Source organism: Antarctobacter heliothermus (genome assembly GCF_900188425.1).
Taxonomy (GTDB): Bacteria; Pseudomonadota; Alphaproteobacteria; order Rhodobacterales; family Rhodobacteraceae; genus Antarctobacter; species Antarctobacter heliothermus.
Map to the genome: position 1 here is coordinate 1 of NZ_FZON01000076.1, position 15,288 is coordinate 15,288.

The 15,288-nt window shown below is 63.1% G+C and carries 17 protein-coding genes; 12 read left to right on the forward strand and 5 right to left on the reverse strand.

Features of this window, described 5'->3' with window-relative positions; translation table 11 throughout:
• The 3 genes from CHB90_RS23260 to puuE form a co-directional block, all read right to left on the reverse strand.
• Positions 1-1,268 (reverse strand): uracil-xanthine permease family protein (locus CHB90_RS23260; RefSeq protein WP_089276691.1); only part of this gene is annotated, 1,268 nt, incomplete at its 3' end.
• A 39-nt stretch (positions 1,269-1,307) separates the two neighbouring features.
• The gene (locus CHB90_RS23265) at positions 1,308-1,811 is read right to left on the reverse strand and encodes an ureidoglycolate lyase (protein ID WP_089276692.1); all 504 of its coding nucleotides are present in this window, start codon (positions 1,809-1,811) and stop codon (positions 1,308-1,310) included.
• Complete coding sequence (puuE, locus tag CHB90_RS23270) at positions 1,808-3,220, reverse strand: allantoinase PuuE (RefSeq protein WP_245823165.1); 1,413 nt, start codon at positions 3,218-3,220, stop codon at positions 1,808-1,810. Before puuE ends, CHB90_RS23265 begins: the two co-directional genes overlap by 4 nt.
• Positions 3,221-3,369: 149 nt before the next feature.
• Here puuE and uraH point away from each other — a divergent pair, with 149 nt between their 5' ends.
• The gene (uraH, locus tag CHB90_RS23275; protein ID WP_089276694.1) at positions 3,370-3,723 is read left to right on the forward strand and encodes a hydroxyisourate hydrolase; all 354 of its coding nucleotides are present in this window, start codon (positions 3,370-3,372) and stop codon (positions 3,721-3,723) included.
• Positions 3,724-3,729: 6 nt separating this feature from the next.
• Here the strand turns inward: uraH and CHB90_RS23280 are convergent, their stop codons facing one another.
• Positions 3,730-4,650 (reverse strand): LysR family transcriptional regulator, encoded by a 921-nt coding sequence (locus CHB90_RS23280; protein WP_089280155.1) that lies wholly within the window; start codon positions 4,648-4,650, stop codon positions 3,730-3,732.
• A 99-nt stretch (positions 4,651-4,749) separates the two neighbouring features.
• On the opposite strand from CHB90_RS23280, the gene CHB90_RS23285 reads away from it, so the two are divergent.
• Positions 4,750-5,982 carry a urate hydroxylase PuuD gene (locus tag CHB90_RS23285; RefSeq protein WP_089280156.1) on the forward strand — a complete coding sequence of 411 codons (1,233 nt, stop codon included), beginning with the start codon at positions 4,750-4,752 and terminating at the stop codon, positions 5,980-5,982.
• A gap of 18 nt (positions 5,983-6,000) precedes the next feature.
• Here the strand turns inward: CHB90_RS23285 and CHB90_RS23290 are convergent, their stop codons facing one another.
• Entirely contained in the window at positions 6,001-6,960 is a 960-nt protein-coding gene (locus tag CHB90_RS23290) for a LysR family transcriptional regulator (protein ID WP_089280157.1), read from the reverse strand.
• A gap of 137 nt (positions 6,961-7,097) precedes the next feature.
• On the opposite strand from CHB90_RS23290, the gene CHB90_RS23295 reads away from it, so the two are divergent.
• From CHB90_RS23295 to CHB90_RS23340, 10 genes are all read left to right on the forward strand, one after another.
• Complete coding sequence (locus tag CHB90_RS23295; protein WP_089280158.1) at positions 7,098-7,886, forward strand: transporter substrate-binding domain-containing protein; 789 nt, start codon at positions 7,098-7,100, stop codon at positions 7,884-7,886.
• Positions 7,887-7,948: 62 nt separating this feature from the next.
• The gene (locus tag CHB90_RS23300) at positions 7,949-8,740 is read left to right on the forward strand and encodes a creatininase family protein (RefSeq protein ID WP_170941164.1); all 792 of its coding nucleotides are present in this window, start codon (positions 7,949-7,951) and stop codon (positions 8,738-8,740) included.
• A gap of 42 nt (positions 8,741-8,782) precedes the next feature.
• Positions 8,783-9,430 carry an amino acid ABC transporter permease gene (locus tag CHB90_RS23305; protein ID WP_089280160.1) on the forward strand — a complete coding sequence of 216 codons (648 nt, stop codon included), beginning with the start codon at positions 8,783-8,785 and terminating at the stop codon, positions 9,428-9,430.
• A 30-nt stretch (positions 9,431-9,460) separates the two neighbouring features.
• Complete coding sequence (locus tag CHB90_RS23310; protein ID WP_089280161.1) at positions 9,461-10,117, forward strand: amino acid ABC transporter permease; 657 nt, start codon at positions 9,461-9,463, stop codon at positions 10,115-10,117.
• Between the two features lie 15 nt (positions 10,118-10,132).
• Positions 10,133-10,894 carry an amino acid ABC transporter ATP-binding protein gene (locus tag CHB90_RS23315; protein ID WP_089280162.1) on the forward strand — a complete coding sequence of 254 codons (762 nt, stop codon included), beginning with the start codon at positions 10,133-10,135 and terminating at the stop codon, positions 10,892-10,894.
• Positions 10,895-10,907: 13 nt separating this feature from the next.
• Positions 10,908-12,245 (forward strand): aminotransferase family protein, encoded by a 1,338-nt coding sequence (locus CHB90_RS23320; protein WP_089280163.1) that lies wholly within the window; start codon positions 10,908-10,910, stop codon positions 12,243-12,245.
• Positions 12,246-12,254: 9 nt separating this feature from the next.
• On the forward strand, positions 12,255-13,181 hold the full coding sequence (kce, locus tag CHB90_RS23325) for a 3,5-dioxohexanoate:acetyl-CoA acetone transferase (protein WP_089280164.1): 927 nt from the start codon (positions 12,255-12,257) through the stop codon (positions 13,179-13,181).
• Between the two features lie 70 nt (positions 13,182-13,251).
• Positions 13,252-14,280: a histone deacetylase family protein gene (locus CHB90_RS23330; protein WP_089280165.1), complete on the forward strand. Its 1,029-nt coding sequence runs from the start codon at positions 13,252-13,254 to the stop codon at positions 14,278-14,280.
• Between the two features lie 262 nt (positions 14,281-14,542).
• Positions 14,543-14,977 (forward strand): GAF domain-containing protein, encoded by a 435-nt coding sequence (locus tag CHB90_RS23335; protein ID WP_170941165.1) that lies wholly within the window; start codon positions 14,543-14,545, stop codon positions 14,975-14,977.
• 39 nt (positions 14,978-15,016) lie between these two features.
• The coding region (locus CHB90_RS23340) for a transposase (protein ID WP_170941166.1) at positions 15,017-15,288 on the forward strand (272 nt) is incomplete at its 3' end.

Here is a 15,288-nt window from a genome sequence, read left to right on the forward strand (position 1 = left end):
TTCATCGTGCCGGGCAGGTATTGCAGGGCCCCCGGCTCCAGTTGCAGGCCAAGGCCCAGCGACAGCGCAATCGCAAAGATCACCATGTTGCGGCGGTTCCAGGTCACGTCCGACAGCATCGAGATACCGGCGGCCACGACCATGCCGAACATCACGATCACACCGCCGCCCAGCACCTCGATCGGGATCGAGGAGATGATCGCGCCGATCTTGGGCACCAGCCCGCACAGGATCAGGAACACCGCGCCGATGGTCACCACATGGCGGCTCATCACGCCGGTCATGGCGATCAGCCCGACGTTCTGGCTGAACGAGGTGTTGGGCAGTGCGCCGAACAGGCCCGAGATCGCCGTGCCGATCCCGTCGGCAAAGGTCGCGCCCTGGATCTCCTTGTCCGTCGCCTCACGCCCCGCGCCGCCCTTGGTGATACCCGACACGTCGCCCACGGTTTCCACCGCCGACACAAAGGACATGGCGCAAAAGCCCACAATCGCCGCGACAGAGAACTCCAGCCCAAAGTGCAGCGGGTTGGGCAGCGCAAAGCTGGCCGCGCGGCCGACGTTGCCCAGGTTGACCTGACCCAGGGCAAAGGCCAGCCCATAGCCGACCAGCAGGCCGATCAGCACCGCCGACACCGACAACATCCCCCGGGCGAAGAACTTCAGCCCCAGCGTCACGATGATCACCGTCCCGGCCATCAGCCAGTTCAGCCCCGAGCCGTATTCCGGCGTGCCGATGGCAGGAACGCCCCCGGCGGCGTACTGGATGCCGACCTTGACCAGCGCCAGGCCGATCATCGTCACCACCAGCCCCGTCACCAGCGGCGGCAGCGCAAAGCGGATCTTGCCGATGAACAGGCCAAGGACCGCGTGGAACAGACCGCCCACGAGGATGCCGCCCATCAGCACGGCGATGGCGTCCACCCCCTTGCCCGCCACCAGCGGGATCATGATCGGGATAAAGGCAAACGATGTCCCCTGCACAATCGGCAGCCGCGCCCCCACCGGCCCCACGCCGATGGTCTGGAACAGCGTCGCGATGCCGGCAAAGAACATCGACATCTGGATCATGTAGATCATCTGCGGAAAGTCGGGCGAGTTCGAGCCAAAGCCGAACCCCGCCGCGCCGCAGACGATGATCGCCGGTGTGACGTTCGAGACGAACATCGCCAGAACGTGCTGGATGCCCAGCGGCACCGCCTTGATCAGTGGCGGCGTGTAATTCGGATCGCGCAGTTGCTCTGGCGTCCCGATGCTTGTGTCAGCCATGATTGGTCCCCTGTTGTTGTCTTTTTTGCGCGCGCCGCCTTATCCCGCCGCGCGGTCGTGTCCTTCGATCAGATACGGGTGGTCGAAAAAATGCTCTTGCAGGTTGGGGCCCGCGCCGATCCGGTCGACCACCGCAAACAGCCCCGGCGCGGCCAGCGGCGCCAGCACCCCGTGCCAGACGCCGCGGTGATAGTTCACCCCCTGCCCCGGCGCGGTGACAAAGGCGATGGGCTGTCCCGGCGCGCCATCCGCGTCCGGGGCCACAACCACCAGGAACGGCTCCAGGCTCATCGGCAGGAACGCCTGGCTGCCCTCGGGGTGACGTTCCATCATGTCCAGCACCAGCGGCAGCGCGCGCGGCTCTGCCTTGAACAGGCTGATCCCGGCGCGGCCCTCGGCAAACTCCAGCACCGCGCGGTCGTGATAGCGTCCGCACAGCCCCTGGTTGATGATCTTGTCCGCATCGCCACTGACGTCCAGCACATCGCCGAACGGGGCAAAGCCCTGCGCCGTCAGCGGCTGCACCGTGATCCGCGCGCTCATGCGCCCAGCTTTTCGATCAGCCGCAGCTCGGCGATGCGCTCGACCTGGCGGCAGGCCTCGGCGAATTCGGTGTCGCGGTCGCTGTCGAGACGGCGCTGGAACGCCGCCATGATCGACGCCTTGGTGTGGTCACGCACCGCGATGATGAAGGGAAAGCCGAACCGGGCGGTATAGGCGTCGTTCAGCGCGACAAAGGCCGCGCGCTCCGCGTCGGTCAGCAGGTCCAGCCCCGCGCCCGCCTGTTCCGCCGTGCTCTCGGCGGTCAGCCGCTTGGCCTCTGCCAGCTTGCCCGCCAGGTCCGGGTGCGCCGTCAGCACGCCCAGTCGCTGTTCCTCGCTGGCAGAGCGGAACACCCGCGCCAGCGCCGAATGCACCCCCGCCGCCGTGTCATGCGCAGGCCCCAGTTCCAGATCATGCGCTCCTTCGGCGATCCAGGGGCTGTGTTCGAACACACCGCCAAAATCGGCGACAAAACCCGCCTTGTCCATCGTTGAGGGCCGCGCGCGCTGTACCGGCGGATGCGCCTGCGCCCAATGATCGGCGATCTCTTCGCGGGTGGCGAACCAGACACCCTCATGGGCCATCATGTGCGCCAGCGCGCGCTTCAACGCCATCGCCCGCCCCGGCCGGCCCGCGATGCGGCAGTGCAGCCCGATCGACAGCATCGCCGGCGCGCCCGCCGCGCCCTCGGCATAGAGCATGTCGAAACTGTCGCGCAGATAGCTTTCGAACTGGTCGCCATTGGTGAACCCCGCCTGGATCGCAAAGCGCATGTCGTTGCAGTCCATCGTATAGGGCACGATCAGCTGGTCCTTGCCCCCCGCGCGGGTCCAATAGGGCAGATCATCGGCGTAGCTGTCCGAAATATAGGCAAAATCGCCCGCTTCTGCCGCCAGATCGACCGTATTCATCGAACAGCGCCCGGTGTACCAGCCGCGCGGGGCCGCCCCAGTCACCTCTGTGTGCAGGCGGATCGCCGCGTGGATCTGCGCGCGCTCCTCCTCGGCGGACATGTCCTTGTGTTCGACCCATTTCAGCCCGTGGCTGGCAATCTCCCAGCCCGCGCCCTGCATCGCCCGCACCTGTTCCGGCCCCCGCGCCAGTGCTGTGGCCACGCCGAACACCGTGACCGGCAGGTCGCCCAGCAGCCGGTGCAGCCGCCAGAACCCGGCCCGCGCGCCGTAGTCATACAGCGATTCCATGTTCCAGTGCCGCTGCCCCGGCCAGGGCTGCGCGCCGGTGATCTCCGACAGGAACGCCTCGGACGCGGCATCGCCATGCAGGATGTTGTTTTCGCCGCCTTCCTCGTAGTTCAGAACGATCTGAACCGCGATCCGGGCGCCCCCCGGCCAGCGCGCCGCCGGTGCGCGGGCGCCATAGCCGGTCATGTCTCGTGGGTAACGTGTCACAGGTGTATCCTTTTTCTCAAAACCATGAATAAACCAGAAAATCCCCGCCGTTTTTCAAGAAAAACAAAAAGGACCATTCGGGCAGAGCGGCTTTGTCTCAGGCGGGGCAGTTGGCCTAAGAGTGCACAGACCCTCAGGAGACGCACATCATGACCGGCTATCTGACCACCCATGTTCTTGACACCGCGCGCGGCTGCCCGGCGCAGGGCCTGCGCATCGAGCTGCTGCGCATCGACGGCGACACCCGCACCCTGCTCAAGACGCTGGTCACCAACGCCGATGGCCGCACCGATGAGCAGATCCTGCCCGCCGATCAGTTCAAGACCGGCACCTATGAGCTGATCTTCCACGCCGGTGCCTATCTCGACGCCTGCGGCACCCCACCCGAAGACCCCCGCTTCCTCGACATCATCCCGATCCGATTTGGCATGTCAGACCCCAGCCACTACCACGTCCCCCTCCTCCTCTCCCCCTTCGGATACGCAACATACAGAGGAAGCTGAACACCCTCACACAGGCCGAGACGTCGCCAGGATCGTCGACGCGATGCGGTCGATCATGAACTCCATGAAAAGCCGTGTCTTGGGATCCTGCATACGGCGATGGGTGAACAGACAGGCCATCTGAACGGGTTCGGGCGAGGCGTCTTTGGCCACGGGAACCAATGTCCCGGCCTTGAGGTGGTCGGCGATTTCGAACACCGGCTTCATCGCGATGCCATGCCCCGCTAGCGCCCAGTCGGTCAGCACATCGCCATCGTCGGATTCGTACCGCCCCGACACGCGGAACCGTTTCGGCCCTGCCGGAGTGCGCAACATCCACTGAAATTCCGTGGCGCCGGGAAACCGCAGGCTCAGGCATTCATGGGCATCCGACACCAGATCGTCACCAGAGACGGGCATGCCCCGCTGCGCGACATAGTCGGGAGAGGCGCACAAGATCCGGTCCACATCCGCGATCTTGCGGATACGCAGGTTGCTGTCCTCTGGCTGGCCAAGGAAAAAGGCCAGGTCCAGCCCTTCGGTGGTCAGATCAACCTTTCGGTCAGTCAGCCGCAGCCGCACGTTCACCTCTGGGTATTTTGCCAGAAACGCCGGCACCTGCGGCGCGATCAGCCGTCGGCCCACCCCCAAAGGCGCGGCGACATACAGCGACCCCTTGAGGTTTTCGGTAATGTTGACGATCTGCGCCTCGGCGCTTTCGACCGCTTGCAGCACATCCGTCGCGCCACGGTAAAACGATTGCCCCTGCTCCGTCGGCGTCAGGCTGCGTGTCGTGCGCTGGAACAGCCGCACCCCCAGATGTTCCTCAAGCTGCGAGATTCGCGACGAGGTCACCGCCGGAGACACCCGCAGATCGCGTCCGGCAGCGGACATACTGCCCAATTCATAGACACGAACAAAGGTGCGGATGTTGTCGAGATAGGACATTGTTCTGATTTTTTTGATGCTGCTTGGTCTTTCCCGGCGATACCAGAATAAAGGTGTCGCGACTAGAGTGATGAAAATTCGAATCTCGGGAGGAAGACAATGTATGATCTGGCTATCTTGTGGGATTGGATCGCCTTTTCCGTGCGCTGGCTGCATGTCGTCACCGCGATGGCCTGGATCGGCGCATCGTTCTATTTCATCGCGCTTGACCTGATGCTCAAGCCCAACGCCGCCCTGCCGGACGGTGCCTCTGGCGAGGAATGGGAAGTCCACGGCGGCGGGTTCTATCACACGGTCAAATACATGGTGGCTCCGGCGCGGATGCCCGAGCATCTGACCTGGCATAAATGGCAGAGCTACTCGACCTGGCTGTCCGGCGCGGCGCTGATGATGATCATCTACTGGGTCGGCGGAGAGTTGTTCCTGCTGGACCCGACCAAGGCGGATCTGTCGCTCTGGCAGGGCATCCTGATTTCCGGCGCATCGCTGACCATCGGCTGGCTGGCCTACGACGCCATGTGCAAGTCAAAGCTCAGCGAGCATCCGACCGCGTTGATGCTGCTGCTGTTTGTCATCCTTGTGGTGATGTCCTGGGGCTATCACCAGATCTTTACCGGGCGGGCCGCGCTGCTGCATCTTGGGGCCTTTACCGCCACCATCATGACCGCCAACGTGTTCTTTCAGATCATGCCGAACCAGCGGATCGTGGTTGCCGATCTCAAGGCCGGGCGCACCCCGGACGCCAAATACGGCAAGATCGCCAAGGTCCGGTCGACCCACAACAACTACCTGACGCTGCCGGTCGTGTTCCTGATGTTGTCGACGCACTACCCGCTGGCCTTTGCCACCGCCTATTCCTGGATCATCGCCAGCCTTGTGTTCCTGACCGGCGTGACGATCCGGCACTACTTCAACACCATGCACAAGACGGGCAAGGGTCCGCACTGGACCTGGGCCGTGACGGTTCTGCTGATGGTGGTGATTGCATGGCTGTCGACGGTGCCCGGCGGCGACACCTACGAAGAGTCCGAGGCCCGCGCCCTCACCCCCTATGAGGCGAAATTCGCCGAGGCCGAGGGGTTTGAGGACGCCTACTATGCGGTCGTCGGCAACTGTTCGATGTGCCACGCGCGAGAGCCATCCTGGGACGGCATGTACTGGGCGCCCAAGAACATCATCCTGGAAACCGAGAGCGACGTCGCGCGCCACGCCGATCAGATCTATCTTCAGGCCGGGCTGAGCCATGCCATGCCGCCGCCCAGCGCCATCCAGATGGAGGATGACGCGCGCCAATCCATCGTGGCCTGGGTGCGTGAGGTCCGCGCCAAATAGGCCCGCCCCTACTGACCGCTACGCATGGTAGGTGCGCTGTTCCAGCGGGACACTGTCCAGTTCGGTCTGCAACATCTCAAGCAGGGCCATTTCGGCGCGGTTCATGCTGCGTTTTGGATTGGTCAGCATGTGAATGTCCACCGCAGGCAACGCGCCATAGGGGGGCACCTGCCACAAAAGTCCCGTTTGCACATCCTTGCGCGCGATATGCACCGGCAGGGCGCCGATGCCGATATTGGCCACGATCATGCGGCGCACTTCGGGCAGGTTGGATGACAGCCCCCTGGGTTCGGACCGCATTCCCAACCGGCGGCGCAGCCGGGCGACACCGGACAGCGATCCCTCCAGTTCGTCGGTCTGGAACGACACCGCGTCTTCGTCCCGCAGTTCGGCCACGTCGATGTTGTCCTGCCCATACAGTCGATGCGACGGCCCGCAGTAAAAGCCAAAGAATTCGCGGTACATCACCCGCGCCTCCAGCCCGACGGGATCCTGCTGCATGAGGCAGATGCCGAACGTCACCTGATTTTGTTGCAGGTGCGCGATCACATCCGCGCTGTCCATGGTCGAGATCGTATAACTCACCCTTGGGTATTGGGCGTTGAACCGCTCCAGTACGCTGTCGAAATGCGTCGAGACGACATGACTGGCCACCGCAATGCTGATCTGGCCTGTCACCTCGTCTTCCAGCCCGCCCATCAGATCCGGCAATTGCGCAACCGCGCCGAAAATCGTGCTCGCCTCGGCGTACAGCACCCGGCCCCAGGGCGTGACGCTGAAATGCTTGGGCGACCGATTGACCAGCTTGCGGCCCATGATGTCCTCAAGCCGTTTCAAGGCCACGCTGATTGTCGGCTGTTTCAGACCCAGGAAATGCGCGGCGGGGGTGATGCCGCCCTCATCCACAACCACCATGAAGGTGCGCAGCAGGTTCCAGTCCAGGTTCCACGGAAAGCGTTGCGCATAAGGTTTAAGCATAGTCAAAATCTATCTTAGGGATTGTTAATATCTATTTGCCCTATGATCCCACGCGGCGCAACCTGTGAGTCACTGTGTCTTTGGACTGCGCCTTTGAATGCGCAGGCGAAAACCGTGACAACAACAGGGAAACTGACATGACAAAAACACTCAACATCCTGCGCCGCAGCGTCCTGACCGGAGCCGTCGCCATGATGGGGCTGAGCGTTGCGCCCTTCGCGGCCAGCGCCGATGAACTGGCCGAGATCAAGGAACGCGGTGTGCTGAGCATCGCCATGAGCGGGCAGTATCCGCCGTTCAACTTTGTCAACGAACAGAACGAGGTCGTCGGCTTTGACCCCGCAATCGGCACCGAGATCGCCAAGCGCATGGGGCTGGAGGTCAAGATCGTCACGACCGCATGGGACGGCATCATCGGCGGCCTGCTGGCCAGCAAATACGACGCGGTTGTCGGCTCCATGTCGATCACCGAAGAGCGCGACAAGGTGATCGATTTTGTCGGCCCCTACTACAACACCAAGCGGGCGATCTTTACCAAGGCAGGTTCTGACATCACGACCGTCGAACAGCTGGACGATGCCAAGGTTGGCGTGACGCTGGGTGAGACGCATGAACAATGGGCCCGCGATCAGGGCTACGACATCAACACCTACAAAGGCCTGCCGGAACTGCTGCTGGAGCTGGACAATGGCCGTGTCGATGCCATCGTGAACGATTCCATTCCGGTCATGCTGGCGATGAAGGCCGGTCAATACGATCTGGCCATGGTCGAAGACCCCGCCGCCGAACCCATCGGTGCCGGTATCGCCATCCGTGAGGGCAACCCGGATCTGGCGGCCGCGATGCAAGAGGCTCTGGACGCCATGATGGCGGACGGCACCTATCTTGAGATCGCCAATGAATGGGTCGGCGGCGACATCCGCTAAGCACGCCCCAGCCTGCCGGGGGGGGAACCCGGCAGGCCCCTTTTGTTGCGGAATTTGCCTTTATGACAACAACCTATGGCCATCTGACATGGGAAGACGTGCGTGATGCCGACAAGGATCGCGTGGTCATCCTGAACGTCTCGGCGACCGAGGATCACGGCCCCCACATGCCGCTGGACACCGACACGGTGCTGGGCATGGCGGTGGCCGAAGGTGTGGCGCGCGCCGCCCCCGATGAGGTATTTGTGATGCCGCCGGTGCCCTACGGGTTCAACGAACATCACAAGGATTTTCCCGGCGTGATCTGGATTCAGCCCGAAACGCTGATCGCCTTTGTCACCGACATCACCAAATCGCTGGCCCATCACGGGTTCCGGCGCATCCTGTTGTTGAATTCGCACGGCTCAAACCATCCCTGCCTGGATCTTGCCGCCCGCAAGACGGTGATCGAAACCGGGATCATCTGCGTCTCTGCCTCCTACTGGAACTTGATGTCAGCGCGGATCAACGAGGTGCGCAAATCCGACATCGGCGGCATCGCCCATGCCGGAGAGTTTGAGGCCGCGATGTACATGCACCTGCACCCCGACCGCGTGCATATCGAAAAATCGACCAGCCAGAACCTGCACAACCCCGACAGCAAGTTCTTCAACCTTGATCTGGCGGGCGGCGGCGGGGGCGCGATGCTGATGCGCTGGTGGTCCGAGGTGTCCCCGGATGGCACGATGGGCGACCCGACGGTGGCCGATGCCGAGACGGGCAAGAAATTCCTCGACGCCGCGATTGAGGAAACCACCGCCCTGATCCGCGAAATCCGCGCGCTGCCCATTCTGCCGCGCCACGATCATCACTGACATGACGATCCTAGTCATGACCCTCACGGAAAGGCCGCCGATTTGGACACAGAACTGATCCTGCGGGTCTACCCCTTTTTCATCGAAGCGGCCTGGGTGACGATCCAGCTGTCGGTCCTTACGGCGGCCTTGGGTCTGGCTTGTGGCGCGCTGGGGGCTGCGGCGCGGTTATCGCGTCTGGCGATCTTCCGCTGGATCGCGGCGACCTACGTCAGCGTCATCCGGGGCACGCCCGCGCTGATCCAGGTGTTTATCCTCTATTTTGGCGGGCCGCAGGTCGGCATCCAGCTGGATTCCTTTGCCGCCGGCACCATCGCGCTGGGGGTCAATATCGGCGCCTACATGACCGAAACCATTCGCGGTGCCATCGTCTCCGTCGACAAGGGCCAGACAGAGGCCGCCCGCACGCTGGGCATGAGCCGCTGGCAGACCATGCGCAAGGTGGTCCTGCCACAGGCCGCGCGGCTGATGATCCGCCCTCTTGGCGTCAACATCAACGCGCTGATCAAGGGCACAGCACTGGTCGCCCCCATCTCGGTGGTGGAGCTGACCTACACTGCGCAACGCTTTATCGGATCGACCTACAAACCGTTCGAAATGTTCCTGCTGTCCGGGCTTCTCTACATGGTGATCATCTATGTGGTGGGTCAGGGCATTCACTGGCTCGACCGTCGGGCGCGGATCACATGAGCGGTTTGATTGACATGACAGGAGCCCGCCATGGGACTTGATTTCTCAGTGGTGCCCGGCTTTTTCGGCGTGCTTCTGATGGGGGCCGGATGGACCGTCGCCATCACCGTCTGTGCCGGGTTGCTCAGCTTTTTCGGCGGCATCGTCTTTGCGGTTGTCGCGCTCTATGGCCACTGGTCCCTGCGCTGGCCGTTCCGCGGATTTGCGTTCCTGTTCATGGGCACGCCACTGCTGTTGCAACTGTTCCTGATCTATTTCGGGCTGATCCAGATCGGCATCGACCTGCCCGCCTTTGTCGCCGGGGTGATCGGTCTGGGCCTGCACTTTGCGGTCTACAACTCGGAACTGATCCAGGCCTCGATCCTGGCGGTGGACAAGGGCCAGTATGAGGGCGCGCGCACGCTGGGCCTGTCGCGCGGGCAGACCCTGCGCAAGGTCGTGATCCCGCAGGCGGTGCGCGCCGTGGTGCCGCCGATGGGCAACAACATGATCGCCCTGCTCAAGGATTCCGCGCTGGTCTCCGTCATCGGCGTGATGGAACTGACCCTTGCCGCACAGCAGGCCATCAGCCGCACCTATCGCCCGTTCGAATTCTACCTTGCCGCCGCTTTTTGCTACTACATCGTCAACCTCGCGCTGGAGGCGGGACTGCGCCGTCTGGAACGCCGCATCGCTGCCTCGCGCTGAGAAAGGAGCCCATTCATGTCCGATCAGGCCTTTGTCACCATCAAGAATGCCGCCAAGAGCTATGGCACGCTTGAGGTTCTCAAGGACATCAACCTGACCGTCCAGCGCGGTCAGATCGTTGCCATCATCGGGCCGTCCGGCTCTGGCAAATCGACCCTGCTGCGCGCCATCAACGAGTTGGACCCCCTCACCTCGGGGGAGGTCTGGCTGGAGGATGTGCAGATCAACAAGAAACTGCCGCATCGCCAGTATGAGGCCCACGTCAATCAGGTGCGGCAGGACATCGGCATGGTGTTCCAGCATTTCAACCTGTTCCCCCACCTGACGGTGCGCGGCAACATCACGCTGGCACCGCGCATGCTCAAAGGTCTGTCAGAGGCCGACGCAAACAAGCTGGCAGAGGAACAACTGGCCAAGGTCGGTCTGTCGGAAAAGATCGACGAATACCCCTCGCGCCTGTCTGGCGGCCAGAAGCAGCGTGTCGCCATCGCCCGCGCCTTGGCGATGAAACCCAAGGTGATGCTGTTTGACGAGGCGACCTCGGCGCTGGACCCCGAACTGGTCGAAGAGGTCAATCTGGTCATGAAGCAACTGGCCGAAGAGCACATGACCATGATCATCGTCACGCACGAGATGGATTTCGCCGCCTCGGTCTGTGACCGCGTCTTGTTCATGGATCAGGGCGTTGTGGTCGAAGAGGGGCCGCCTTCGGTGATCTTCCAGAACCCGGAAAACGAACGCACGCGCAATTTCCTGCGCAAGCACCTCAGTCGCTGAAAGCCCGGCTCACATGACCAACCTGTTCTACCAGACCAAATCGCCCCGCCCCACGCTCGACCGGGCAGAGGGCATCTACATGTGGGACACCGACGGCAAGCGCTATATCGACGGATCGTCGGGCGCTATGGTCAGTAATATCGGCCACTCCAACCCGGCGGTTCTGGACGCGATGCGCGCGCAGATGGACAAGTCCACCTTTGGCTACCGGCTGCATTTCCAGACCGAAAGCTCTGAGAAACTGGCGGCCAAGACGGCGGCGCTGGCACCCGAGGGGCTGAACAAGGTGTTCTTTGTCTCCGGCGGCTCAGAGGCAGTGGAAAGCACACTGAAAATGGCCCGGCAATATGCGCTGACCCAAGGCCAGTCGCAGCGGTTCAAGGTGATCTCGCGCTACCCCAGTTATCATGGCTGCACGCTGGGCGCGCTGGCGATCACCGGCTATGCGCCGATGACCGCGCCCTTTGACCCGATGATGATGCGGATGCCCAAGGTGCCCGCCCCGCGCGCCTATCTGGACGGGCTGGACCCGACGGACCTGGCCACCGGCCACCACTACGCTGACATGCTGGAGGCCAGGATCCTTGAGGAAGGCCCCGACACCGTGCTGGCCTTTATCGTCGAGCCTGTCGGCGGTGCCTCGACTGGCGCGCTGGTGCCGCCCGCCGGATACATGCAGCGCATCCGCGAGATCTGTACCCGCTATGGCATACTGCTGATCCATGATGAGGTCATGACCGGCGGCGGGCGCACCGGGCGCTTTTTCGGGGCCGAACACTGGGAGGTGACGCCTGACCTGATCTCTCTCTCCAAGGGGTTCGGCGGTGGCTATGTGCCCCTTGGCGCGATGATCGCGCGCGACGATATTGTCGAGGCAGTGATGGGCGCAGGCGGCTTCATCCACGGCTTTACCTACGCGGGCAACCCGCTGGCCTGCGCGGCGGGCTGTGCGGTGCTGGACCAGATCACCGAACATGACCTGATCGGCAACGCCGCCCGCATGGGTGACGCGCTGGCCGAACGGCTGCGCGGGCTGATGCAGCGCTATCCGCTGATCGGCGACGTGCGCGGCAAGGGCCTGCTGATGGCGTTCGAACTGATGGCCGACCGCGCGACCAAGGCCCCCCTGCCCGCCAATCTGAACGCCCACGCCCGGCTGGTCGACATCGCCTATGACAATGGATTGATCATCTATTCGCGGCGCACACGCGGCGGCACATCCGGCGATCACTTTCTCGTCTGCCCGCCGATGATCGTCGATGCGGCGCAACTGGATGACCTGACCGACCGGCTGGACCGGTCTCTGGCCAGCTACATGGCGGAAATCCCGCAGTTTTCCGGCGCAGCTTAAGGAGCCTTTATGTCCAAGATCATCATCACCTGCGCCGTCACCGGGTCGATCCACACGCCTTCCATGTCGCCGCATCTGCCGATCACGGCGCAACAGATCACCGACAATGCCATCGGTGCCGCCGAGGCCGGGGCCACGATCCTGCACCTGCACGCCCGCGACCCCGAAAATGGCCGCCCCTCTGCGGACCCGGCGCATTTCATGGCCTTTCTGCCGCAGATCAAACAGCGCTGCGACGCGGTTCTGAACATCTCGACCGGCGGCAGCGCAACGATGCCGCTGGAGGACCGGCTGGCCGCGCCGAAACAGGCCGAACCGGAGATGTGTTCGCTCAACATGGGAACAATGAACTTTGCCCTCTTCCCGGCGGTGGACAAGATCACCGATTGGAAATTCGACTGGGAAAAGCCGTTTCTGGAGGACTCCGAGGATCTGGTGTTCAAGAACACGCCGCGCGACATGGCCTATATCCTGCATGAGCTGGGCGAAAAACGCGGCGCGAGGTTCGAGTTTGAATGTTACGACCTCAGCCATCTCTACATGCTGAAACACTTTGTCGATCGCGGGCTGGTGCGCGGGCCGCTGTTCATCCAGTTCGTCTTTGGCGTGCTGGGCGGCATGGGGCCGGACCCGGAGAACCTGACCCACATGAAGATGATCGCCGACAGGCTGTTCGATGACGCCTATACGTTTTCCGTGCTGGCCGCAGGACGGCACCAGATGCCTCTGGTCACCATGTCCGCCATTCTGGGCGGTCACGTCCGCGTCGGGCTGGAGGACAGCCTGATGATCTCACGCGGGGTGCTGGCCCGGAACAACGCCGAACAGGTGGCCAAGATCCGCCGCATCGTCGAGGATCTGGGCCGCACTGTCGCCACCGCCGATGAGGCGCGCGAGATGCTGCACCTCAAGGGGGCAGACCGCACCGCGATCTAGCACGGGCCAATCCGCCCCTTTTCCCGACCTGCCCACAGACCTCTGCCCACAGCCCCCTGAAAGAACCGACATGAAAGCCATCTTCGACGACCGCCAGTGGAAACATCAGCCGCGCCATTTCATGGCAAATGGCACGATCCTGCCGAATCCCGAACAGGCAGAGCGCATTGACCGACTGCTGACCGGCGCATTGGCCGCCGGGTGTACCGTCGAGGCACCGAATGACGCGGGCCTTGGACCTATCGCGGCGCTGCATTCGCCCGAATACCTGACCTTTCTGGAAAACATCCACACCCGCTGGCGTCGGATAGAGGGCGCAGGCGATGAGGTCATTCCCAACATCCACCCCGCCAACCGCAGCGACAGTTACCCCAAATCCGCCGTCGGTCAGGCGGGCTATCATCAGGCCGACACCGCCTGCCCGATTGCCGCAGGCACATGGGAGGCCGCCTATTGGTCCGCGCAAAGCGCCGTGACCGGGGCGGATCTGATCCTCGCGGGCGAGCGGTCTGCCTATGTGCTGTCGCGCCCGCCCGGCCACCATGCCTTTGGCGATCTGGCGGGGGGCTTTTGCTTTTTGAACAACTCCGGCATCGCGGCAGAGCGGTTACGCGCGCAGGGTCTCCGCCCCGCCATTCTGGACGTGGACGTACATCACGGCAACGGCACCCAAGGCATCTTTTATGACCGCGACGACGTGCTGACCGTGTCGATCCATGCCGATCCCGAACGCTTTTACCCGTTCTTCTGGGGGCAGGCCCACGAGCGCGGGACCGGTCCGGGGCTGGGATATAACCTGAACCTGCCGCTGGCGCGCGGTACAGCGGACGACGCCTATCTTGCGACGCTGGACGTGGCGCTGCGGCGCATCCAGAGCTTTGGCGCCGATGTGGTTGTGGTGGCGCTGGGGCTGGACGCCTTTGTCGACGATCCGTTCAAGGGACTGGCCGTCACCACCACCGGATTTGGCAGGATCGGCGCGGCGATTGCCGGGCTGAACCTGCCCTGCCTCTATGTGCAGGAGGGTGGGTATCTGTGCGACGAACTCGGCGACAACCTGACCGCCGTCCTGGGCGGCCATCAGGACAACAGTGCCTGAGTTTGCGGCTTTGCCATGGCCCGACCCATGGCAAAGCCTGAATATTGGCGTCTGACACCCCTCGCCGCCGCGCGATCAGGGGGCCACATCCTTTGTGCACGACAGCCGGTCTTTCTTTTGCGATGAAGGGCGGGATGGATGAGCAACGAGATAACGATCAGTGCCTCACGCCCCGCCCGTAGCCGACGTCGATTTCGATCAAATCCTCCGGGATTTGCTGACAAATCGAGAAAGTCGCGACCTTGGGCCTGAACAGGCGCTCTTGCTGTACTGCAAGACACTGGCAACCGCGTTGTCGGCCCATGTCGCAGGCATCTGGACCCTGAACAAGGCGACTGGCACGCTGGATGCCAGACTCGTGTGGGACCGCGACACTTGCGACAGCGAAAACGGAACCGATCTGACCCACAGGACAGCAGGCAGGCCGGTCGACGAGGTCGATCAGGACCAGATTGTTGCAATCGCCGACACCCGGACCGATCCCCGATGGGGGGCACCTACCCCCGAGGCCGGGTCCAGCGCCGAATTGCGCGCGGTCCTCGAATGCCCGCTGCACACCCCCAGCGGGCTGACTGGGGTCGTGAGCATCGGGAACAAACGCGCGCCAAGAGAGTGGACCGCCAGAGAAATCAGCTTTGCTGCCGCCGTCGCGGGCCTGATCTCTCTGGCCCGGCTTTGTTGCGCAAAGGCTGGTTGAGGGATTCATCTCGTGAATCCAGCGTGGTAGCTGTCCTGCATGAGCAGACCGATCCCGCCGAGCTACAAGACCAAGAACTGGCCGGCCTACAACGAAGCGCTGAAGCAGCGCGGCTCCCTGACGATCTGGTTCGACCCGGACATGGTCTGGGTGCCACCGCCGACCGGCAAGCGAGGCCGGCAGCCGCTCTATAGCGACGCCGCGATCCAGGCATGCCTGACGATGAAAGTCCTTTTCGGCATGGCGCTCCGGCAGACGACCGGGTTCGTTGAAAGCCTACTGAGCCTGGTCGGCCTCGACTGGGCGGTGCC